The sequence below is a fragment of the Gimesia sp. genome (genome assembly GCF_048260065.1).
GTDB lineage: Bacteria > Planctomycetota > Planctomycetia > Planctomycetales > Planctomycetaceae > Gimesia.
In genome coordinates, this window is the sequence record NZ_JBLXHC010000004.1 from 420,085 (window position 1) to 442,560 (window position 22,476).

Sequence of the window (22,476 nt, forward strand, 5' to 3'; positions counted from 1 at the left end):
CCTTTCATCGATTTAAAATCTCTGACAGCCTGGGATCGCGAGATTCACTCCAGATAACCCGCATTCAATATTTCCATCCTTGCCTCCGGATCCGATATCATGCTTTACCTGAAAAATTGTCGAATTGTCTATGCATTACTGCTTGTGACAACTGTCTCTCTGCTGACGACGCAACTTCAGGCGGCGCAGCATACCAATGTGATTCTGATCATGACCGACGATCAGGGGGGCTGGGATTATGGTTTCAAGGGGAACAAACATCTGAGCACGCCTAACCTGGATATGATGGCTGCGAATGGGGCGCGACTCAGCCGATTCTATGTCAGTCCGGTCTGTACGCCGACCCGCGCCAACCTGATGACAGGGCGTTACAACTATCGTACCCGGGCCATCGATACTTACATTGGTCGCGCCATGCTGGAGCCAACTGAAGTGACGATTGCCGAAGCACTCGCACCTGCCGGCTACCGTACGGGCATCTTCGGTAAATGGCATCTGGGAGATTCGTATCCGCTCCGGCCACAGGATCAGGGGTTCCAGGAAGTGCTCGTACATCGGGGAGGCGGCATCGGGCAGCCCAGTGATCCGCCTGAAGGGGCCGGAAAATATACCGATCCTGTGTTGTTCCACAATGGTGAAAAGAAACAGATGCACGGCTATTGCACGGATATTTATTTTGATCATGCAATGAAATTCATCGAGCAGAATGAATCGCAGGACAAGCCGACATTCATGTATATCGCCACCAATGCACCGCATGGCCCGTTTGATGATGTGCCTGAAGGTCTTCGCAAAAAATACCAGGCAATGGATCTGACAGACGCATATGGCTTCGATTTAAATCCAAAACGCAAAAATGAAAAACAGTTCGATAAAACATCGCGAGTCTTCTCGATGATCGAGAACATTGATCAGAATATCGGCAAACTATATCAGCATCTCAAAAAAATCGGTGCCCTGGACAATACGCTCGTCCTGTTCCTTAATGATAACGGTCCGAATGGTCCACGATACGTGGGCGAACATCGTGGAATGAAGGGGAGTGTGAATGAAGGGGGCATCCGCTCTGTATTGATTGCGCACTGGCCGGCTCAACTCAAAGCGGGGACTGTGAATTCCACGATTGCCGCCCATTACGATCTGTTTCCTACCATCCTGGCAGCCACCGGGGTGAAAAAACCAGAGGGGTTAAAGCTGGACGGCGTCAATGTGCTGCCTCTCCTGAAAAATAATGCCGGTCAGTGGCCCGAACGATCTCTGTTTCTGCAGTGGCACCGGGGAGATGAACCTCATCCCCGGACGAATGCCGCGGTGGTCACGCAGGATTATAAAATGACGTTCTCCAAACCGGATGAGCCAGGCAAGCTGTTTCATCTGCAGGATGATCCGGCAGAACGTCAGGATCTGGCGGGGACAAAAACAAAACTGGCTTCCCACCTGACAGAACAGTACAACAACTGGTTTCAGGAAGTGAGTTCCACACGCCCCGATAATTACGCCCCACCCCGGATTCATATCGGGAACCCGAAAGAAGAGACGACAGTTCTGACTCGACAGGACTGGCGTTACTCAGGACCCAAAGGCAAGGGGTGGACCAGTGATGCGCGAGGAAAGTGGCTGGTGACCATAGAACAGACAGGGCCTTATGATATCAAAGTGCTGTTCGGTAAAGAGCAGGATCAGTCCGCTGTTGAGATTACAGCAGAGGTCGGCCACGATCTGTTTCATGCAGAAGTTCCGGCGGGAAAGCAGGAACATGTCTTTCAGAACGTGACCCTGCATGCGGGGGAACAGGCCATCGATATCAAAATTGTAGAAGGTAAGACCGAACGTGGACCGAAAATGGTTTACATCACCCAAAAGTCTTCGGAGTCGACTGCTCCTTAAGTTGTTGAATTCAAAGGGAATGAGGTAAGTGGGGCTGGTTTTTCAAACGGTACTTTCTCAAAGAAAGTGAAAAACGGGCAGCATCTGGAATGGTCACAGATGCAGATTCAAATTACCATAAATAAGGAATATTAATATATAGGGTGAGTGCTGTTACCTTTTCTGCCGGATTCCCTGGGAAAACCTCCAGCGCATTGATTCCCGGCACGTAGGAACTGTAAGACAGATGCTTTCCGAACCAAGATGAATTGACTCTGACAGTCAATCAATACTCACACCCGTCAGTCATCTTCGTTTATGCCTGACCTCGTTAAATGGGATTGATTAATGCAAAAGAATTCAAATTTCAGCCGTCGCGAATTTCTAAAGACCACTACAGCTGGTGCCGCTGCGATCTCAGCCGGTGTCTGGACGGGAGTTGCTCCTGCGGCTTCGAAGTCTGCTAATGGGAAATTGAACATCGCCTGCATCGGGACAGCAAACCGCGCTGCCGCTGACGTGGATGGTGTTAAAGGTGAAAATATCGTTGCACTGGTTGATGTGGACAGCAACTATCTCGATCGTGCCTCTGCCAGTTTTCCGAATGCCCGCCTGTATGCCGACTATCGTGAAATGCTGGAAAGCGAAGAAGGAAAAATTGATGCCGTCGTGATCGGTACGACCGACCATCATCATGCTCCCGCGACCATCCGCGCGATCCGCAAAGGGTTGCACGTTTATTGTGAGAAACCTCTGACCCACACGGTTCAGGAAGCACGGATCATTGCAGAAGAAGCAAAGAAGCAGGGCGTTGCCACTCAGCTGGGAACACAGATTCACGCCGGCGACAATTATCGTCGTGTGGTTGAGATTGTAGAGTCCGGTGTTCTGGGTGATATTGGTGAAGTCCATGTCTGGGTTGGTAAAGGCTGGGGAGGTGGAGATCTGCCCACAGAAACTCAGGCTCCTCCCAAAAATCTGAACTGGGATCTGTGGCTGGGACCAGCTCCCGAACGTCCCTACGCTGCAGGACGTTACCATCCCGCACAATGGCGTCGCTGGTGGCAGTTCGGTCAGGGAACGCTGGGCGACATGGCCTGTCACTACATGGACCTGCCATTCTGGGCTTTGAAACTGCGTCATCCCACGCATTGTGAAGCGGAAGGTCCTGAAGTTCATCCGGAAGCCTGTCCGCACGGTCTGACGGTTCGCTACAAGTTCCCCAAGCGGGGAGATCTGGTTCCCGTCAACCTGACCTGGTACGACGGAAACATGATTCCGAAAAAAGTTGCCGGCGAGCGCGTTCCCGGCAGTGGAGTGATGTTTGTCGGATCGGAAGGCAGCATGTTTGCCAACTACGGCAGTTACAAGTTATTCCCCAAGGAAAAATTTGCTGACTTTACGCCTCCCAAACAGACGATTCCCAATTCGATCGGTCATCATGCCGAATGGATCAAGGCCTGCAAAGATGGTTCTCCCACAACCTGCAACTTTGATTATTCTGGTGCTCTGACTGAATCAGTGCTGCTGGGCAATGTCTCCTACCGTGCCAAGAAAGCACTGGACTGGGATGCTGCCAGCCTGAAAGCCACCAACTGTCCCGAAGCCGACCAGTACATTACTAAAGAGTACCGTGCCGGCTGGGAAGTGGTTTAATCTGAGAAGCCTTTGGGGTAATGTCCGGCTCCTCAGTTTTGGGTGAGCCGGACTTACTGGCCTTCGATGTACTTCAGCTGAATTTCCGTATTAGGCAGTTTCTTCTTCAATTCAGCAACCCCTTTTTCGGTGACCGCCGTTCGAGTCAGTTTCAAATCTTTGAGACTGGTAAGCCCTTCCAGGTCTTTCAATCCTTCATCAGAAACTGCCGTCGATCCGAGGTGCAGAAATTCCAACTTTTGCATGTCTTTGAGATATTTCAGACCGGCATTAGTCAGACGGGTATTATCCAGGTTCAGCCATTCCAGGTTTGTCAGTCCCTTCAAAGGTTCAACGCCATCATCGGTCAGACCGACCCTCCAGAGATTGAGCTTCTTCAATTCTCCCAGCCCGGACAGATGTTTCATGCCTGCATCAGAGAGCAGGCTGTTTTCACTTAGATCGAGCTCTTCCAACTGGGGAATCTGTGCCAGCACAGCCAGTCCCTCATCCGAGATCTGGTTCTGTGAAAGTCTTGTCTTCTTCAGTTTGGGGAACTGGGTGAGGGTCGCCAGTCCTTCATCATCAACCAGCGTTTTTGCCAGGTAGAGTTCTTCCAGATTCTTCAGATCTTTCATTTGAGTCAGGCCATCGCCACTGACCCAGAGAAAATCGAGCATCAATGCTTTCAGGTTGGTTAACTGGTTAATGTCTGCCATGGCGTCGTCATCGATATCCGAGTTGCCGGACAGTCGCAGTGCTTTGAGCTTTGAAAGACCTGTCAGATAAGAAATGGCTTTGTTGTTCAGAGAACAGTTTCTCAGATCCAGGTTTTCCAGTGTCGCCACCTTTCCCACCGGTTCGAGGGCAGCATCTGTGATGGGGGTTTCATTTAACAGCAGAGAACGGAGGCGGGATAAGCCTGCGATGTCTTTTAAGGCTGCATCATCGATTTTTGTACCTCGGAAATCGACTTCGATCACGTAGCCCTCTTTATCCAGTTTTAACTTCGCACCGGCGGTTTTGAGCGACTCAGCGGCTTTGAGTTCGTTTTCCGGCACATTGGATTGGGGAGTGACTTCATCCGGTTTGGCTGTCTCTTTGGAAGCAGTCGGTTTGACTTCGGCTTTTTCAGCACAACCGGTGATCAGTGTGAGACAGAATACGAGAATCATCGCTTCTCGAGATGGTTTCATTGGATAATCCTTCAAGCAAAGTAGCAAAAATAGACTTCTTGCACTAAGCATACCGATTCTCAGGAAGAGTCAAAACCGACTGCTCGACGGCATTTCCGTTTTTTGTCGAAATCCAGGGGGCAGTCAGACTCTGCGTTACAGTGCGGGATTGAATTTCAATGCAAACAGGTCGGCGTCCTGCATCTCAAAGCGAAGTCGGACCGGTTTGCCGGCCAGGCTGGAGACATCGGAACCTGCTTTCCATTTCACGATACGGGCAATGTGATCACCGTAAATCGGTTCGCAATCTTCCAGTGTAAAGCCGGGAAGTGGCTTTCCTTCCGCGTCCTGCAGCTCCACCAGAATCTGTCCGGCGGCACTGGTGGAATAGTTGATCTCCAGTTCATCACCAGAAAACCTGATTGGTCTGGTCACCAGCGTTCCCCCGGCGAGAGGCGCATTGACAGAAGCGATTCCATCCAGTCGAGTCACATAACGACGACCACCTGTGAGAAAAAACGACATCTCTGCAGGGCCGGTCTGATGAATGCCGATCGCAGCGTAGTTGGCCCGGTTCGCCCAGCCATCCTGACCGATTCCAGGACGGATATAGGACTGTGTGAATTCGCGGTCAAACTGTGCACTGCCACGGGCACTCATAAACAGAATGTCGGTGGCTGCGCCCCGGTTGGCCATGAACCGGGTTGGCAGAGCGAAATAGATATGCGGGGCACGAAAGTAGGGTTGCGTGCAGGCGGTATAAAGGTGTTCGTTCGGTAGATTTGCCTGCATTTCGACCAGCGGGGTCCAGTGGATAAAGTCCTGCGAAGTCGTGCGGGCGATGCCACGATAGCCTTTGATAAAGCGACGAAAATAACAGACATACGCCTGCTCGCTTTCAGACCAGAACGCGTAGTTCTGGGAATCAAAATATTTCCCCCACTCCTCTGGTATGACCGGCTTTTCCTGAAGTGGTTTCCAATGGATGCCATCGGGAGAAGTGAAGGCTTTGAGTCCTCCTGGTCCGCGGCGTTGTTTGACATCCAGGTGCTGATTGGGCTGGTAAGCCAGTCCTCCCAGAGCCTTGTACTTTTCGGCTTCAGGAACACCTGGGCGGGTATCGATAAACGGAGTGAAGTTGTGATTGACCAGAAACTCATTCATCAACACCACGTTTCCTGCAGGAAATGTCGGATGGTCGGGGTAGAGGCCGAGATCAGGCAGTGTCCAGTGGATCGCATCCGGGCTCTCTGCATACAGGGTGACTTCGCCTTCGTGATACTGCTCCCAGCCTTGCTTCCAGTGATTACCAGGTTTGGTATCACCGCGGTAGTAAAACTGATACCCCCTGTCTGATTTCAAAACTGTAGCATAATGACCGTGAGGCCGTGGTGGAGTCACAGCGGGCATGAGTTGTGGTGAATGCAGCTTCAGTTCAACATTATTGAGTTGATCGATCAGAAAACGATCTACAAAGAGCTCACGCCTGCTGCCTATATCAAGGGCATTGTCTTCAGCCAGACATTGCAGGGACAAAGTACAGAGAAGAATCGGAACAGTCAGAACTGATTTCATGGAAAAGACCTTACTTCAATGAAAGATGCGCTTCTGTTTCAGATAGTGTTTTCAGGTTTAGAAAAGTATGCTCTGTTAATGTTCTGTCAGGGAACTGATCATGGTGAGAACCGGTTGCAGATGTCGAGTCATCCGTTCTACTGCAAGAATAGAATCCCCGGCTTTGATGGCATCAACAATCAGCTGGTGGTCTTCCACAAACAGTCGGGTGGGAGGAGGAAAGTGGTGAGTTCCCTGCTGAAAATAATTCAAGACGACCTGGTGAAACTGAGAAATCAGATTCTGGTCGGCAGCAGTCAGAAGGATTTCATGAAACAGCATATCTTTCTGTGAAAATTCCTTGAGCAGAAATTCGGGATTCAGGTTCTGATTCTCGAGAAGTTCAGACTGTTCCGAAATTAGTTCCTGCAGCCGTTCCAGCTGATGAGGAGTGATGTTTTCCACGACAAGTGGCATTGCCCCGATTTCAATCACAACGCGGAAGCGGGCGATTTCCAGCCAGCCTTTATGTTGTGATACCTGGGGGATCAGAACTTTCTGCAGGATGGAACCAATATCTCCCTGGGCAACCGAGATTCCCACCTTCGGGCGTCCGGTGACAATGCCCAATCCACGAAGTGTGCCGACAGCTTCCCTGATGACAGAGCGTGAAACCCCATATTGATCCGTCAGACTTTGAACGGTTCCCAGAAAGGTTCCGGGAGTGAGCTTTTCCTTTTGGATTTGTTTACAGATCTTTTCTGCAACTTGACTGCTCTGGGGAGAGGATGGAAAAAACGTATCTTGCGAGACAGTAGTCGAGAGATCCGGCATAGTGACCTGCATCGGGAGAAGGGGTGAGTATTACTGGAAGAGGCTTGCAGCAGATAACATTACTATTCAATTGAATGATAAGCGGTTGTTGATTTGATGTAAAATCATTGTGACGCCAGATCGGGAAAAATATGGTAGTTTCCCCAATTGCTGAAAATCAGAATCTGCTGATCAAATGCTTAAAATCGAAACTCATAGGCCTGGCGTTCACCATCATCTTCCAGCGAATCGATCATCCTGATTTCTGCCCGTTTCATCGTGAGAAAATCAGTAATCCGACTTTCTCCAAAGCCTGACCGCAGTACTGTATTCTGTTCCAGCGCCGACAGAGCAGCTTCCAGATCGAGAGGATAAGCGTTTATATTCAATGATCGTCGTTCTTCCGAAGTCAGCAGAGCCGGGTCAGTCAGAACGGGATCGCCTGGATCCAACTGGTTCTCAATTCCATCCAGACCGGCACAGATGAGAGCCAAGAGTGCCAGGTAAGGATTGCAGGTGGGATCACACGGACGGTATTCCAGATTGACGGTGGCTGCCTCCTGTCCCTGGAATCCGGATGCAGCGCGGACCGTCGCTTCACGATTGTCGGGACCCCAGCAGGTGTAGCTTGAACTCCAGCAGCGCTCTACAAACCGACGATAAGAATTCGTAGTAGGGGCGGTAAATGCCATCAATGCAGGCAGGTGCTTGAGAATGCCTCCCATAAAATGAAGCGCAGTTTTCGAGAGATGAAATTCCCCCTTCGGATCGTAGAACAGGTTCTGGTTTTCATCCCACAGGCTGAAATGAATATGACATCCATTGCCGGCAAAGGCGGGAGAAATTTTAGGCATAAAAGAGACACGATACCCGTTCGCCTGCGCGACTCCTCGAACGGTCTCTTTGAAGACCACCTGCTGATCGGCGGCTTGCAACCCGGCTTGATGCTGTACCGGAATTTCCTGCTGCCCCGGGCCCGCTTCGGGGTAATATTTTTCTACTTTGATGCCCTGCTGCTCCAATGCAGAAATCAGCGGCAGAATAAACGGACTGGCCAGATCCATCGCAGCAGAACTGAAACAGTTCAACTGGTCGACCGGTTCCCAGCCTGCTTCTGTTTGCTCCAATAACGTAAATTCATTTTCAAAGGCAGCCTGGATCTGCATGCCTTGCTTAAATAGCTTGCGGAGAAAATCTTTAAGCAGGCTGCGCGGGCAGAGTTCCCAGTCAGCGCCCTGCAGCGTTTTCACATCCGCCAGCATTCGCGCATGACCCGGCAGATAAGGCAAAACCTGGAACGTGCTGATATCAGGGCAGATGCGGACTTCCCCCACCGGTTGATAATGACTCAAAGGTGAGAGATGATCGAAGACGGTTACCGACATCTGGGCCTGGGTCAGACCAATGCCACTTTCCAGGACGGCATCCAGATCACTCGGGCGAAAGGCCTTGCCACGGGTGATACCATCAGGGCCGGCATAAATGGCACGCACCAGCTCAATTTTCTGTTCCCGCAGCTGCTTCTCGAGAAGTTCGCGTTGCATCTTATTTTTTCTCTGACTTGAGTTTTACCAGAACCTGTTCGGGGGGCAAGAGCTCATTCATGACAACAGCAGTTTTTTTGATCTGCTTGTGACAAGCGATACAGGTCATGGTGAGATGCAGATAGCTGAGGGAAGCACCGTCGATATTTTTTTTCTTTGCATAATTTAAAACATCTTTGGCTGCATTTCGAAATTCAGAACTCTGCTGTGCAAAGATCGGACCTTCGACAAGTTGCCATTCCGTGGCATTGCTCATCTCGATCATTTTTTGAGTTCCCTTCTGGATCAACTCAAAGTCTTCCACAACCAGTCCTTCCAATACCTCTTTAGAACTGTCCAGCTTGGTCCGCATGAACTGTGAAATCTTTTCCTGCGTTGCGTTCTTTTGGGCTGGTGGTTTTGCCGCATGCAGATCAGATACTTGAGATGACAAGAGAGGAAAAGCCACTTTCTGGTTTTGCGAACCTGTGAAAAAAAGCCCTAATACGATGATCAGTAGAATCGTTCTCATTGCGCACTCGTCGTCCAGTAATCGGGTAACAGCAAACCCTGAAAAAACGATGCCCCCGACACCAGTTTTTACACAGGCCTCTCTCGATTTTAAGAGACCCGGGTTGTCCTGGGAAGATACGCGATCCTTTTCCAGAAAAACGTTGATGAAAAATATGCTTTGAAGCGGGCCTGAAATCTGAGTTCAGGACCCCTTCACTCCGGTCCAGGCCGGTGGATCGCTTGCCGGGAACGATTCATCAGAGGCTTCGTCAATCGTATTCATCGGCGGTTTTCTGGTGTGGGTCGGTACTATTGTTAAGAGCAGCGCAGCGGATTCGATACATTCAACGCTGTGTGTTTCCGCATGAGGCAGATAGATCAGTTGACCGGCTTTCAGGTCATGGTCTTCACCCATACATTTAAAACGGACATAGCCTTCCAGACATTGGACGGTTAAAACACCGGAGGCGGAATGACTGGGCAGAGAATTCCCTGATTTAATGATCAGGCGGACGATCTCAAGATCTTCGGTTTTGACCAGGGTTGTTGTTTTAGTTGATTCCAGATCGGATCCGAGAGGGCAAACGGTTAGCACTTCACCCGCTTTTGCATGCGACGGTGACATGATTAAATCCTTGTGTAAGAGTCTGTGCGTATTTCATGGAACCTCAGCGGTTGAGGTTCGACTGCTTTTGAAAACGCGGCACTCAACCGGATTCAGGCTCATTGTCTACTTCCATTCTATGACGCTGGACTGAGCAATGAAAGCCCCTGATTCTAAAAACAGGACTCATCTAAGCTTATCTCTGTTTCAGTTGCTGCATTCCCGCTTCCAGAATCCGTTGTGCTTCCAGGCTCGTTTCCGGGGCACACAGGCCCCAGGGAGTTTCGCCCGTCCTGATGCAATGCGCAAAGTGCTCCGTCGCTGTCTGTAACGAGAGCACCGGACATTGAACTTTGACTTCGGCCCCTTCAGGCTGATCGGCTGTTGCCAGCATCAGGCGTCCTTTTTTCTGCGGTTCCACAATATAGGTTCCCTGTGTGCCGTAAATCGCGGTGGCGTAAGCGGTCAGTTTGCCCACTTGCGACCAGGAGCCTTCCGCAGTCGCCATGCCTTCCGGGTAATTCATGACGATGATGGCATTGTCTTCGACTCCCAGAGGTTCGGGGCGAAACGATCCGCCGCTTGCCAGAATGGATTCAGGAAAACCCATCAGACAACTGGCCAGCACGCTGCCGTAACAGCAGTAGTCCATCATCGCACCGCCACCATTGCGCTCCGGGTCGAATAACCATTCACAAAAATAGTCACTGCAACCCAGTTCTTTCGGTCCCGCATGTGCGGCGCGATATTTGACCTGCCAGAGCGCACCAATTTCACCGGCCAGCGCAGCATTGACGGCATGCTGCATTTGAGGCCACCAGGCGAAAGGCCAGTTCACCATCAGGCAGACTCCCTGCGCACGCGCGGTTTCCAGCATCTGTTCTGCCTGTGCGAGATTCGCCGCCATCGGTTTTTCAATCATCACCGGCAGGCCGCGATTCAATGCCTGAATCGCTAACGCCGCTCCTTCCTGATTACTGCTGAAGATATAGACGCCGTCCAGTTCATGACTGGTAAACAGTTCCTCTGCAGTGGCGTATGCGGGGCAACCATATTCAGATTGAATTCGCTCACGCAAAGGCGCGTTCGTATCAAATGCAGCGACGAGTTCCGCGTTTTCAGAATGTTGCAGTTGAGGCAGGTGGTCCCAGACGTGATCGTGGATCAGTCCCAGAATTCCGATTCGCAGTGGTTGAGATGTCATGCTAATGCTCTGTGATATTAAAAAAGTAACAGTGATTGCAGTCTGTACTAACTGATCTGGTGACTGGCTGAGTTCTGAAAAGCAGTGAACTGGTCTTTGATCAATTGAACCTGTTCTGTGGTGTAAGGCTCAGTGGGGGATTGTCCCCAGACAGGAGCAGGCCAGTAAGGGTCGGTATGCTTGCGTCCGATCACATGGATGTGTAGCTGGCTGACGACATTTCCCAATGCAGCGATATTCAGTTTATCTGGAGAACAGTTCTGCTCAATGAAGCGGGCAACCAGGTTGACTTCACCTAGAATCGCAGTCTGCTGCTGGAAGGGCAGGCTGGTCAATTCAATTTCTTCGCAATTGGGAACCAGGATGAACCAGTCGACCAGGGAATTGTTCAACAGTAGCAGTGTCGATTCTGTCAGTTCACAGATGGCATGGCAGTCTGCTTTCAGTCGCTCGTCCAGTTTCATGTTTTCAGCTCTTTAGATGGGGAAGTTGATTATCGATTGATCAGAAACGTTGCCATATGATCGAAGAAGGGTTCCAGTGTCTGTCTGACCTCGTCGGCCAGTTTGACTTCCTGCATGGCGGCGGTCATCAGTTCCATCCAGCGGTCGCGGGCACTTTGATCAATGGCGAACGGAGCATGTCGCATTCGCAGTGCAGGGTGACCCCGTTCTGTCAGGTAACGTTGTGGCCCACCCAGTCGGTATACCAGGAATTCTTTCAACCGATATTCTGCTCCGTCCAGATCGTCAGCGGGATACATCGGACTGAGAATCTCGTCGCTGCGGACGCCACGGTAAAAGGCGGCGACCAGTTGTTCCAGCTGTGTTTCTCCCAGGTGATCAAACAGTTCTTCTACCGAAAGCGGGCTCATTTGTTTTCGAGTGTCCTGTACTCATATGTAAAATGAAAAGTTCGTTTTAAAAGTTTCCAGTTCAGAAGCTTCTTTTTCAATGGTGTATGGTATCTTAGAAGCTGGTCGGGAAGATTCCTACTCAACGGAAGTGTCACCTTTGTTTTTTTCCAGTGGTAGATTCTGAGGAATTCAACATGCGGCGTTACCTGTTTCAACTGTTGTTTCTGTTTCTGCCTGTTGTCTGCGGTGGAAATCTCTCTGCTGCAGAACCGCTCTGGGACGGCTTCGAGCAGAGCCCGTGGTTTGCAGAGCAGTATCAGTATCTAAAGCCAGGGCCGGAAGTGCGGGCGATCATTGTTGCGCCCCGTCCTGAAAGAATAAAGCCGGAGCGTATCAATCGAGTGGTATTGTTTGCTACGCCGAACGGAAACACGATGGAACAGACACTGGGATGCGAACAGAAAGAAGGGCGCGACTGGCATTTTAATATCCAGCACATTGCAGCCCAGCATCGTCAGTGGCAGTCTATAAATCAGCGTGAGAATTTGATTCTGGTCTGCCTGAATGCAAAAGGATTGAGCTGGCCGGCATGGAGAGCCCGCCATCCTGATAATCCTCGATTGATTCGCGATGTGATCGCTGGGATTCTGAAACAGATACCGCTCAAGGAACCGCGGCTCACACTGGCCTGCCACAGTGGCGGAGGGAGCTTTTTATGGGGATTTCTGAACGGATCTGATACGATTCCCCCTGAAGTCGACCGTTTTGTGTTTCTCGATGCGAACTATTCCTTCAGCACCACTGACGGGCATGGGAAAAAGTTTTCCGACTGGCTGCAGGCTGACAAAGGTCGCAATCTGATTGTGATGGCCTATGACGATCGCAATGTTCTGTTTCGCGGCAAAAAAGTGGTCAGTCCTACCGGAGGCACATTTCGAGCGACGCAACGTATGCGGGATGAATTCGAAAAAACATTCACATTCAAGGAATCGGCTGCGGGAGATTTTAAGATCGCGACTGCCCTTGAGGGACGCATCAGGTTGTTAGTCCATCAGAATCCCCGAAATCAGATCCTGCATACACAACTGGTGGGAGAAATGAACGGTTATCTATATGCGACCACAGTGAATACTGCGGAAGCAGCGGAGCAACTGCCCGTTTCGCCGCGCAGTTACTCGCGATGGATTCAACCGGAGCCGTTTACGATGCCCGAAGAGAAAGCGGTTCCCTGAAAAGCATCTGATTAAAACAGGGGTTGCTTTCCGATAATGCGTCTGATGACCGACCATTGACCGGCGTGCATCATCCAGTGTGTGGCTTCGCCTGCAAACACACATCCTACTGTGGGGCCGAGGTAGCTTACCGCTTCGGGAGCGGGCTGCATCAGTTCTTCATCACTGAGTTTCGACAGCGCATTGAGGGTGACTTCGCGCTGTTTGTGCATCAGTTCCACCAGTTCTGCTTTGCTGAGAAAGTCGGCAGGATTATCACTGGACGCGGTTGTTTTTGCGTAACGCTCTTTGAAACCGGAGGGAAGATCCGGTACCACGTCAGGGCAGACCTGTGACGCATGAAAGTGTTCGCTTTGAATCAGATGTCCTAACTGCCAGTTAATGTGGTTGGATTTTTCTGTGGGGCGCACCAGCAGGTCGGCGTCCGTCAGATCTTCGAGGTACCCGTTGACCACGAAGGCGGGGAGTTGCAGACAGGACTTGATATGTTCGGCGAGGCTCATGAGAGTGCGTTTCCTGATCAGAAGAGTTTGAAGTTTTAAAGTATGTTGACGGGCTGCTTGCGGGGCGCCCAGAGTGCTTCAGCGTATTTGACGCGGCACGTCTGTCCGCGATAGCGGGCCAGTGTTTCTTTTCCCTGCAGGGCACCGTTTGTCTGAGAAGGATCGTATTTGATATTTCTCTGTAATGCCATATAGCGCCCCAGCCATTCCATGGATTTCTGCCAGTATTCGGTCACATCCACAAAGGTGTCCGGTTCGAAGCCGATGGTGTGTCCCGGGCCGTTATCGTAATGATAAATGGTGCGCGGTCCCCGGAAACGATCTTCATTCAATACACGGCCGCCGTGATTCAAGGCAATTTTACTCAGCTGCGATGCGACTGTGTGATCGTGATGGTGGTCGTACTCCCAAAGTTGCAGGGCAATGTCGGGCTTGATTTCATAAACTGCCGCGGCGACTTTCTGTTTGGTTTCTGCGTTTGTGTCGTACTGATGGGAGGCGAAGTCGAGGAACCGGGTTTCCACGCCATATTCGCTGGCGATTTGTGTGACGGCCTGACGGAATTCTTTTTCGCGGCCTTTAGTGGGAGGCCAGTTGCTGTAGTCGCCGATGAGGATGAGCTGCACCACACGGTAGTTTTTGGCAACAGCCTGGAGCATGATTCCCGGGACACCGTAGACGCAGTCATCAAAGTGGGCGCCAATTGCCAGGAGTGTTTTCTGATCAGCCATGATTTCTGATTTCGTGAAAATGCGTTGCAGTGGAAGCGATTCAAAAACAGAGTCGCGCTTATCTCTGTTATGAATCTTACACTGCCGGTAATCAGGTTACCATGATTTTCACTGGATTGAAGTGCAAAGGACGGGAGAGTAATCAGGTGAGCAGGTGAAGGGGCAGTTGTCAGGTAAACTTTCGGCGGAGAAGTTATGATACCATCTAGCGAGTGCTAAGCAGTCTCGACCTGTTTCTGAGAGCTTTCAATAAAGTATTCCAGGTATTCGGTCTGTGTTTTGATCAGATCGAAAAATTCTTCGGCCGCATCCAGATTTTTTGATTCAATGATGTCTTTGATGATCTCACAGAGATGCTGTGCCGGGGTGTGAATGTCAAGCGGTGCCGCCTCGGAGAGTTCACCCAGTGCCGCTTTCAGATTGTGACCAAAAGCCTGTTTCAATTCTTCCCGGTCGCGTGTTTTGTAAATGACACCTGTGATGCCCAGTTTCTTGGCCAGTTCCAGTCGTTCTAATTGACGATTTTGAGACTGGCTGCCGGGCTGGAGTGATGTGAGCAGGAAAAACATGGGAGAATCCAGCTGCCCGTCGTCGTTATAGCGTTCCTGTTTCTGAACCTTGAGAAACAGATCCAGACCGTCCAGTTCGCGCATCACGAGCTCGGAGAACATGATTTTTATTTCACTGTCCATTTCGAGAATCGAGAGTGCTTCAAATCCGGACGAGGCACAGATGACTTCGTACCCCAGTTCCTCGAGCAGTCTGGTGTGCACGTAGCAGGTATATCCTACTTCATCAACGACTAATACCTTCATAGGCAGCTTCTTTCTAAGCTTGTTTTGTGTTTTGAAAAAACAAAACGCTCTCCGCATGAAACGGGAAAGCGTTTTGTCATGTCTTTAATTCAGGTGGACTGTGTCTGCAGTGACGATTCGACTACAGGCTTGGATTAAAAGACAGGTTGTGATTCGTTTTTGATTCATAGTTGATCCTGTAAAAATATATCACACAAATCATGAAAGGCAGGTTGAATTTTCCAGCGATGCGCATGGAAACGCTCTGATAAATCATTCAGATCCTGAACAGATTTTTCAGCGATGTTTACCGGTTTCAACGTGAGTTCAAATACGGAGCAGTCGGTCGCTTCAAAAACCCTGAAAACGCCGTTTGTCCCTGTAGACAGCCTGTTGTTGCCAAAAGTAAACAACGTTAAGTCTACTGTTGAGAAACAATTTCAGAAAATATCCAGTTTTGTTAGCTCAGGATCAACAGTCCAAAGTCTGGACTTTGGCGGGCAGGCAGCTTACGATAATGTATTGACTCAGGAGGTATTTTTCGTTCAGCCTGAAACCGGTTGACGTTTTTATTATTCAAAAGACAAAGGGTTTATTATGAGTGAGGTCACACGTCGCAGTTTTCTCCAGACCAGTGCAGGGGCCGTCGCAGCCACATCCCTGCTGACTGGTGCCGCACGGGCAGATGTTAACAGTAAAATCAGAGTTGCTGTTCTGGGAGTGAATGGTCGCGGTAGAACACATATCAAAGCGATTGGTGAAATCGAAGGCGCTGATGTGGTGCTGTTGTGTGATCCCGATGAACAGGTTCTTGCCAAACGGGCCGCTGAGTTCGAAAAGAAATACGGGCGCAAAGTCGAAACCGAAACCGATATGCGGAAGGTCTTCGACCGCGATGATATTGATGTGGTAACAGTAGCCACACCGAACCACTGGCATTCACTGGCGACTATCTGGGCCTGTCAGGCCGGTAAAGATGTTTATGTCGAAAAGCCGGGTTCTCACAATCTGTTTGAAGGCCGCAAAATGATTGAAGCGGCTAAGAAATACAAACGGATCGTGCAGCACGGCGTCCAGCTCCGCAGCCAGCCCGCGATTCAGGAAGGTGTCGAACACCTCCGCAAAGGTACGATTGGCGATGTGTATATGGCACGCGGTCTGGTCTTTCGCTGGCGACCTTCCATCGGACACAAACCGGATGAGAAGGCTCCTGCCTACCTCGACTGGAATCTCTGGCAGGGACCTGCTCAGGAAACCAATTACTCACAGCGTTATGTCCATTATAACTGGCACTGGACCTGGGATTATGGCAATGGTGATGTAGGAAACCAGGGCGTGCATGAAACGGATATGTGCCTGTGGGGTCTGGATGTCAAGCTGCCTTCTCAAATCACGGCAATGGGAGGCAAGTTCCTCTGGGATGACGACAAGGTCACCCCCGAAGTGCTCTCTACCAATTACTTCTATCCTGAAGAAAATAAAATGATTCAGTTTGAAGTTCGTCCCTGGATGACCAACGATGAAGGGGGCGCCTCCGTGGGGAATATCTTCTACGGTTCAGAAGGGTATATGGTTGTGAAAGGCTATAACTCCTATGAGATCTTCCTGGGTCGCAAAGGGGAACCTGGTCCGAAAAACAGTGGCGACGATCCCGTCGTTCCTCACTTCACGAACTTCCTGAATGCTGTTCGGTCACGTAAGGCTGAAACGTTGAATGGTCCCGTCGAGACAGCCCATACCAGTTCCGGTATTGCTCACCTGGGGAATATTGCCTTCCGGTTGGGACGTCAGCTGAACTTCGATCCCAAGACGGAACAGTTTGTGAACGATGCAGAAGCAGATAAATATCTGACACGTGAATACCGCGCACCATTCGTGGTTCCCAACGAAGTCTGATCATTTTGATCTTACAGTTGCAGAAAATAAAAACCGCATCGGAGTCAGTCTCCGGTGCGGTTTTTTGCATGAACTACTCTGGAAATAAAGAGAGGCTGATCCACGCTGGCGCAGATCAGCCTCCGGTTAATTTTCGTTTGGATCGAGGTGATCCTCACGAGTGGTGGTTGTCTTTGACAACCCGCCAGTAGTCGCTAAGAACAACCACCTTTCTGGCTACAACAATAACTGTCCACTCAATCACCTCCTTTTCTTGGATAAACTCCCTGTTTCTTCATGGCTTGTAGCTCCAATTTGAATACAGGCTTTAGTCCTATCGCACTGCGTGGGTGCGATACATTCTCTACTGTTATTTTTGCAGATCCCTCAATCGAGGCAATACCTATTTGAACGGAACCTGCGGAAATTCTCATGAACGGGAAAATCTAAAAACGGTAACATATTCTTATTGCAGAGGATAAGAATTTGAACATTCCAGCGAATTCCAGTTCAACGAAGACAGACGGCTGAGAGTGGTCTTACAACTTCACTGTCTTCTTGTGTAGTGACACGGGATTCTGAAACAGGTTCGCGGCTGTTACTTTTCTTCTGGAGCCATATGCGGTTCAAAGACGGTGCGTCCCACTTTTTCAGCCTGCTTGATCGCTTCGACCGCTTCTTCGTGCAGTACCTGCTGGCAGCGTACCAGATTCTTTTCTTTGTTCGGAGTAATCCGCTCGTAAACTCCTTCGCTGTTCAAGACGCGGGCTTTGGCATTGTCTTCAAAGTAGCTGTTGAGAATCTTGATGATCTTGCGGTGACATTTTTCTTCTTCAATGGGAACGAGCAGTTCCACGCGTCGGTCCAGGTTGCGTGGCATCCAGTCTGCACTGGAAATAAAGACGCGTTCGTCTCCGCCATGATAGAAGTAAAGAATCCGGGCATGTTCCAGAAACCGATCGATAATGCTGACGACTTCGATGTTCTTACTGAGCTTGGGGACGCCGGGACGCAGGCAGCAGATGCCGCGAATATTGAGCTTAATTTTCACGCCCGCTTCCGAAGCCTCATACAGGGCATCAATGATTTCCGGGTCGACCAGGGAATTGACCTTCGCCACGATCCGGGCTTTCTGTCCCTGTTTCTTTCGCTCTGTTTCATGATGGATCAGATCGAGCAGTTTATCACGCAGACTGATGGGGGCTGCTTCCAGTTTCTGATATTTCTGCGGGATCGAATAGCCGGTGATCGAATTGAAAAAGTTGATCGCATCAGACGCCAGCACTTCGTCGTTGGTGAAGTAGCTGATATCACTATAGATTTTTGCAGTCGCATCGTTGTAGTTGCCGGTCCCGAAATGCAGGTAGCGTTGTATACCGTGTGGTTCGCGGCGGATGATACAGCAGATCTTGGCATGCGTCTTAAGCCCTTTCACGCCGTAGATCACCTGCACGCCAGCATGTTCCAGGTTCTTGGCCCATTCAATATTCCGCGCTTCATCGAAGCGGGCTTTGAGCTCAACGATTGCTGTGACGTGTTTTCCCTGTTCCGCGGCACGAATCAATGCCGCCACAATCGGGCTGTGTTTACTCGTGCGATACAGAATCTGCTTGATGGCCAGTACATCCGGATCGACGGCTGCTTCCTCAACCAGGCGCACGACGGGCTCAAAACTTTCATAGGGATGGCACAGCAGGATGTCCTGCTGGGTAATATTCTCGAACATGCTGATGCGGGGATTGACTTCCGGGGAAGGCTGCGGTGGCCAGCTGACATCTTTCAGGGCATCGAAGCCTGATGTCTCTGTCAGCCGCATAAACGCCGTCAGATCCAGCGGTCCAGGAATCCGGTAAACGTTTTCATCAAGAACACCCAGGCCGCGTTCCAGAAATTCCAAGGTCTCCACGGAAACCGATTCTGCGATTTCCAGTCGGATACAGTCCCCCTGCTTACGCTGGTCGAGCATGTCTTCCATCTGATGCAGCAGGTCAGAAGCGAATTCGTCCTGCAGGCTGACATCCGCATTTTTGGTCACACGAAAGGGAATACTCTCCAGAACGTGTTCGCCTTGAAAATACTGTTCGATAAACAGACAGATGGCATCTTCCATCGGTAGATACTGATAGCCGCCTTCCGAGGGGAGGGTGATGAATCGGAATTCGGTTCTGCCAAAAGGGATGATCGCAAACCGGTTTTCCCCTGATTTGTTTTTGCCTTTACCTTTGTCATCGGGGGCCAGGCGGACGACGAGATTTAACGTGTGGTTCACCAGGTAAGGAAACTCCATATCTGAAGTCACCGCCATTGGTGTGAGGACCGGATAGATTTCATCCCGGAAAACGTGTTCGACAATCCGCCGCTGAGAATCGGAGAGTTCCTGTGGATTGACGCGCTGGAAACCGGCGGCTGCCAGAGGTGGTTCGATTTCTTCGAGTAAGCACTTATACTGTTCGACCATCATCTGATGCGCACGCAGGCTGACCGCATCGAGTGTTTCACGCGGTGTCATGCCTGAGGGATCTGCTTTTTTATTTCCACTGGCCTGCAGCAGATGCAGTCCCCCCACGCGGACCATGAAGAACTCGTCCAGGTTAGAACTGGTGATCGCCAGAAACTTCAGTCGTTCCAGCAAGGGGATTTCCGGATCATGGGCTTCATCCAGAACCCGCTGATTGAATTCCAGCCAGCTTAATTCCCGGTTGATATAATTCGTTGCATCGTTGGCCATGGTCAACCTGTTGTTTAATTTCAGTCTGTAGTGTGTATGAATGGGAGTTTAAAAGGTGTTCGCAAAATTCTTCCAGCCGATTTACTGTTTCTTTCTCAAGTGAACTTTCAACCCGAAGACTTCTTCAAACAGCGGACCTTTCTCGACGAGCGCGATCTGTTCCAGCGAGACGTCTTCCACATGAGGGATCGAGATGATTAACTGTCCCTGGTCAATTTCACATTCAATTTCCTGAACCCGCTGGCTGTAGGAATAATCCAGTGCATCAGCGACACGCAGGATGGCGGCCATTTTGGCAATGGCAATGCGGCTGACACGATCGAGTGTGGAGTATCCCGGATGCGTCGCTTTCGGAGAAGCCCGGCGATGATAGCGGGCAATCAGCGCGACCAGCAGCAGGTCGGTCTGTCCGAGACCAAACAGATTGCCATTGCTGATCAGGTACATGGAATGTTTGTGGTAGCCGCGTTGATTGACGTAGATCCCGATCTCGTGCAGGTAGGCGGCGATGTACAGCAGCAATCGATTCCGCGCGTCGAGTTTGTGTTCGTTCTGTAATGACTGGAACAGGGTATCCGCCAGAAAAGCGACATGACTGGCATGCGTCTCATCAAAATCGAAGCGTTTTCCGAAGTCGATTGTGGAACGCAGGACCTGCTGATTGAACTCTTCTGACCAGTTACTCTGGTCGGCCATTTCTTTCAACAGACCATCACGGAAGTTGGCTTTGGTGACATAAATGTGTTTTTGCTGATAGGCTTCCGCCAGCTTGGTATAGGCGAGCAGTGCGGGCCCCAGCGTTTCTGCATCGGTAAAGGAGAGGTGGTATTCCTGAACCAGTTCGTCTTCGTTCTTCTGCAGAATTTTATCGGTAAACTTGCTGAGCTCAGAAACTTTAAGACGGTCCAGTTCATCTGGTGAGTTTCCTGGATCCGGGATTTCATCGTCCGGGCGGAGTTGGGCGAGCGCAAAGCGGACATCACCTCCCAGTACGACCAGTTTGACGGATTTGTCGCCGGGAACTTCGTGGGTGATCTGCTGGATCACACGCTCGATCTGATTCTCCATAATCGTGCGTTCTTTGGAGAGGGGAACGCGATAACCCTTGAGCATTTCCCGCAGACGCAATGCGCCCAGGCGATAGTTACCCGAGAACAGTACGTTGCCTTTCTGTACCAGCAGCAGTTCGGTCGTGCCACCCCCGATTTCCGTCACAATAGTTTGTGCTTCGTCCAGGTTAGGTTTTGCTGCCAGGTAAGGGCGAATCCCCTGGTAGGTAATTCGGTTGACTTCCGCTTCATCCAGGGGAGAGACTTCAAATCCGGTCGCGATGAAAATCCGGTCTGTAAATGCCAGGCGGTTGTCGGCTTCCCGGACCGCGCTGGTGGCAGCCACGCGAATCTGCTCGTCGCGCGTGATCTGATATTCATCCAGACGCCGACGGTAGCTTTTGAGGATGCGCACACATTCCTCCATCGTTGACTTCTGAATATTTCGGGTCTGGAACGTATCTTTCCCCAGAGTCACCGCCTGGGCGAGCCGTTCCAATGCATACACCGAGCCATCTTCTTTGATCTCGGCAATCGCCATACGAATGGCGCCGGTACCGATATCGATGACGGCAATCAACTGATTCGTGCCTGATTCCATTCGACTGGAACCCGGGGATGCCTCAGTCGGAGATGAATCTTTTGTGTTCATACCTGCGTTTCAATTTTCATCGAAGAGTTTTGCTGAATGACGTTCTGGGCCCATGCGGCTACCCCCATGACAGACGAGTCATCTCCCAGTTGTGCGGCGACGACTTTGAAGGAGTCTTTGAAAGTCGGCATCACATTGCGTCGAGTGGCTTCCGTGACGGCCGGCACAATCAGTTCGGGCATGGCTTCTACCAGACCGCCTCCCAGCACAATGATTTCCGGGGAAAATGTATGGACCAGGTTTCCAGCGGCAATCCCGATATATTCCGCTGCCCGCAGGATGATGTTTTTGACACTTTCATCACCACCTTTGATCGCTGATGCAAGGATCCCACTGCGAATATCTGACAGGTCTGTGCCGACCATCGAACGCAGGGTTGGTGCATCTCCTCGATAAGCGGCCTGTGCAGCAGCGGCTGAGATTGCCAGACGACTCGCCAGAACTTCCAGACATCCATGTTGCCCACACCCGCATTCGGGGCCTTCCGGCAGGACCTTGATATGGCCAATCTCCATGCAGGAACTTTTACTCCCCTGAATCAGTTGACCGCGGTAGACGGCGCCGCCGCCAATACCGGTTCCCGGGAAGATTCCCATGACAGACTGAGCGCCTCTGCCGGCACCGAACCGGTATTCGCCATACACGCCGGCATCGACATCGTTGCAGATCACAACGGGGCAACCGAACTCTTTTTCCAGTACGTCTTTCACAGGCGCGTTATACCAGCCCAGATTGGGGGCTTCGAAGATGATTCCCGCGTGCAGTTCCAGCGGGCCAGGACAACCGACACCAATGCCTGCCAGATCCTGGGGAGTCAGGCCGGCCTCCTCCAGAGCCTGATGGATCGTCTGGACCATCCGTTCCAGCCCCATTTCGACCCCGGTATGTCCTTTGGTTTTACGCCGTTTTTTCCCTAGTGTTTTATATTCTGAGTCAAAAATCTTGGCCAGCATTTTAGTGCCACCCAGGTCGAAGCCGGCCCAGTAGCGGCTGGTGGTTTCAACGGAATCTGCAGACATGAATTTGATTTCTATACTTTTAAGGATTTACTCTCCGCTCAGAAGCGGTCAACGGAAAGCTTAAACAGTTTGCTCTCGCAAGCATTCTACTCGCAATTATTATAACAGATAGTTCTTATGTCGTGTATTCTGACGTATTTAGAACACAAT

At 50.7% G+C, this 22,476-nt stretch carries 20 protein-coding genes; 5 read left to right on the forward strand and 15 right to left on the reverse strand.

The genetic code is table 11. The annotated features are described in order from the left end of the window. The first annotated feature begins 99 nt into the window (after positions 1-99). Positions 100-1,887, forward strand: coding sequence for an arylsulfatase (locus ACN0YN_RS10120; protein WP_417384885.1), 1,788 nt, complete (start codon positions 100-102; stop codon positions 1,885-1,887). Between the two features lie 327 nt (positions 1,888-2,214). After that, on the forward strand, positions 2,215-3,522 hold the full coding sequence (locus ACN0YN_RS10125) for a Gfo/Idh/MocA family protein (RefSeq protein WP_417384886.1): 1,308 nt from the start codon (positions 2,215-2,217) through the stop codon (positions 3,520-3,522). A gap of 53 nt (positions 3,523-3,575) precedes the next feature. On the opposite strand, the gene ACN0YN_RS10130 is transcribed toward ACN0YN_RS10125, so the two are convergent. The 9 genes from ACN0YN_RS10130 to ACN0YN_RS10170 all read right to left on the reverse strand — a co-directional run bounded on the left by ACN0YN_RS10130 (position 3,576) and on the right by ACN0YN_RS10170 (position 11,761). After that, positions 3,576-4,697, reverse strand: a complete 1,122-nt coding sequence (locus ACN0YN_RS10130; protein ID WP_417384887.1) for a leucine-rich repeat domain-containing protein — start codon at positions 4,695-4,697, stop codon at positions 3,576-3,578. A gap of 135 nt (positions 4,698-4,832) precedes the next feature. Continuing rightward, the gene (locus ACN0YN_RS10135; RefSeq protein WP_417384888.1) at positions 4,833-6,251 is read right to left on the reverse strand and encodes a hypothetical protein; all 1,419 of its coding nucleotides are present in this window, start codon (positions 6,249-6,251) and stop codon (positions 4,833-4,835) included. Positions 6,252-6,326: 75 nt separating this feature from the next. Then, positions 6,327-7,064: a FadR/GntR family transcriptional regulator gene (locus ACN0YN_RS10140; protein WP_417384889.1), complete on the reverse strand. Its 738-nt coding sequence runs from the start codon at positions 7,062-7,064 to the stop codon at positions 6,327-6,329. A 179-nt stretch (positions 7,065-7,243) separates the two neighbouring features. Continuing rightward, positions 7,244-8,587: a glutamine synthetase family protein gene (locus ACN0YN_RS10145; RefSeq protein WP_417384890.1), complete on the reverse strand. Its 1,344-nt coding sequence runs from the start codon at positions 8,585-8,587 to the stop codon at positions 7,244-7,246. A 1-nt stretch (position 8,588) separates the two neighbouring features. After that, positions 8,589-9,098 carry a hypothetical protein gene (locus ACN0YN_RS10150; protein WP_417384891.1) on the reverse strand — a complete coding sequence of 170 codons (510 nt, stop codon included), beginning with the start codon at positions 9,096-9,098 and terminating at the stop codon, positions 8,589-8,591. Positions 9,099-9,281: 183 nt separating this feature from the next. Beyond that, on the reverse strand, positions 9,282-9,704 hold the full coding sequence (locus tag ACN0YN_RS10155) for a cupin domain-containing protein (RefSeq protein WP_417384892.1): 423 nt from the start codon (positions 9,702-9,704) through the stop codon (positions 9,282-9,284). 175 nt (positions 9,705-9,879) lie between these two features. Beyond that, a complete protein-coding gene (locus ACN0YN_RS10160; RefSeq protein WP_417384893.1) occupies positions 9,880-10,887 on the reverse strand; it encodes a Gfo/Idh/MocA family protein in 1,008 nt (335 codons plus the stop codon). Positions 10,888-10,934: 47 nt separating this feature from the next. After that, positions 10,935-11,351 (reverse strand): HIT domain-containing protein, encoded by a 417-nt coding sequence (locus ACN0YN_RS10165; protein WP_417384894.1) that lies wholly within the window; start codon positions 11,349-11,351, stop codon positions 10,935-10,937. A 29-nt stretch (positions 11,352-11,380) separates the two neighbouring features. Continuing rightward, positions 11,381-11,761 carry a globin gene (locus ACN0YN_RS10170; RefSeq protein ID WP_417384895.1) on the reverse strand — a complete coding sequence of 127 codons (381 nt, stop codon included), beginning with the start codon at positions 11,759-11,761 and terminating at the stop codon, positions 11,381-11,383. Positions 11,762-11,937: 176 nt separating this feature from the next. On the opposite strand from ACN0YN_RS10170, the gene ACN0YN_RS10175 reads away from it, so the two are divergent. Then, a complete protein-coding gene (locus tag ACN0YN_RS10175) occupies positions 11,938-12,975 on the forward strand; it encodes a hypothetical protein (RefSeq protein WP_417384896.1) in 1,038 nt (345 codons plus the stop codon). Between the two features lie 11 nt (positions 12,976-12,986). On the opposite strand, the gene ACN0YN_RS10180 is transcribed toward ACN0YN_RS10175, so the two are convergent. The 3 genes from ACN0YN_RS10180 to ACN0YN_RS10190 all read right to left on the reverse strand — a co-directional run bounded on the left by ACN0YN_RS10180 (position 12,987) and on the right by ACN0YN_RS10190 (position 15,024). Continuing rightward, on the reverse strand, positions 12,987-13,478 hold the full coding sequence (locus tag ACN0YN_RS10180; protein WP_417384897.1) for a DinB family protein: 492 nt from the start codon (positions 13,476-13,478) through the stop codon (positions 12,987-12,989). 35 nt (positions 13,479-13,513) lie between these two features. After that, positions 13,514-14,209, reverse strand: a complete 696-nt coding sequence (locus ACN0YN_RS10185; protein ID WP_350199418.1) for a PIG-L deacetylase family protein — start codon at positions 14,207-14,209, stop codon at positions 13,514-13,516. A gap of 215 nt (positions 14,210-14,424) precedes the next feature. Next, positions 14,425-15,024, reverse strand: coding sequence for a response regulator (locus ACN0YN_RS10190; RefSeq protein ID WP_417384898.1), 600 nt, complete (start codon positions 15,022-15,024; stop codon positions 14,425-14,427). Between the two features lie 282 nt (positions 15,025-15,306). Here ACN0YN_RS10190 and ACN0YN_RS10195 point away from each other — a divergent pair, with 282 nt between their 5' ends. Together ACN0YN_RS10195 and ACN0YN_RS10200 are read left to right on the forward strand one after the other, a co-directional pair. Beyond that, positions 15,307-15,567 carry a hypothetical protein gene (locus tag ACN0YN_RS10195; RefSeq protein ID WP_417384899.1) on the forward strand — a complete coding sequence of 87 codons (261 nt, stop codon included), beginning with the start codon at positions 15,307-15,309 and terminating at the stop codon, positions 15,565-15,567. A gap of 33 nt (positions 15,568-15,600) precedes the next feature. Next, positions 15,601-16,899 (forward strand): Gfo/Idh/MocA family oxidoreductase, encoded by a 1,299-nt coding sequence (locus ACN0YN_RS10200; RefSeq protein WP_417384900.1) that lies wholly within the window; start codon positions 15,601-15,603, stop codon positions 16,897-16,899. A 577-nt stretch (positions 16,900-17,476) separates the two neighbouring features. Here the strand turns inward: ACN0YN_RS10200 and ppk1 are convergent. The 3 genes from ppk1 to ACN0YN_RS10215 form a co-directional block, all read right to left on the reverse strand. Beyond that, entirely contained in the window at positions 17,477-19,606 is a 2,130-nt protein-coding gene (gene ppk1, locus ACN0YN_RS10205) for a polyphosphate kinase 1 (RefSeq protein WP_417384901.1), read from the reverse strand. An 81-nt stretch (positions 19,607-19,687) separates the two neighbouring features. Beyond that, complete coding sequence (locus ACN0YN_RS10210; RefSeq protein ID WP_417384902.1) at positions 19,688-21,307, reverse strand: HD domain-containing protein; 1,620 nt, start codon at positions 21,305-21,307, stop codon at positions 19,688-19,690. Beyond that, positions 21,304-22,326, reverse strand: coding sequence for an ROK family protein (locus tag ACN0YN_RS10215; RefSeq protein WP_417384903.1), 1,023 nt, complete (start codon positions 22,324-22,326; stop codon positions 21,304-21,306). Before ACN0YN_RS10215 ends, ACN0YN_RS10210 begins: the two co-directional genes overlap by 4 nt. Positions 22,327-22,476: the final 150 nt, after the last annotated feature.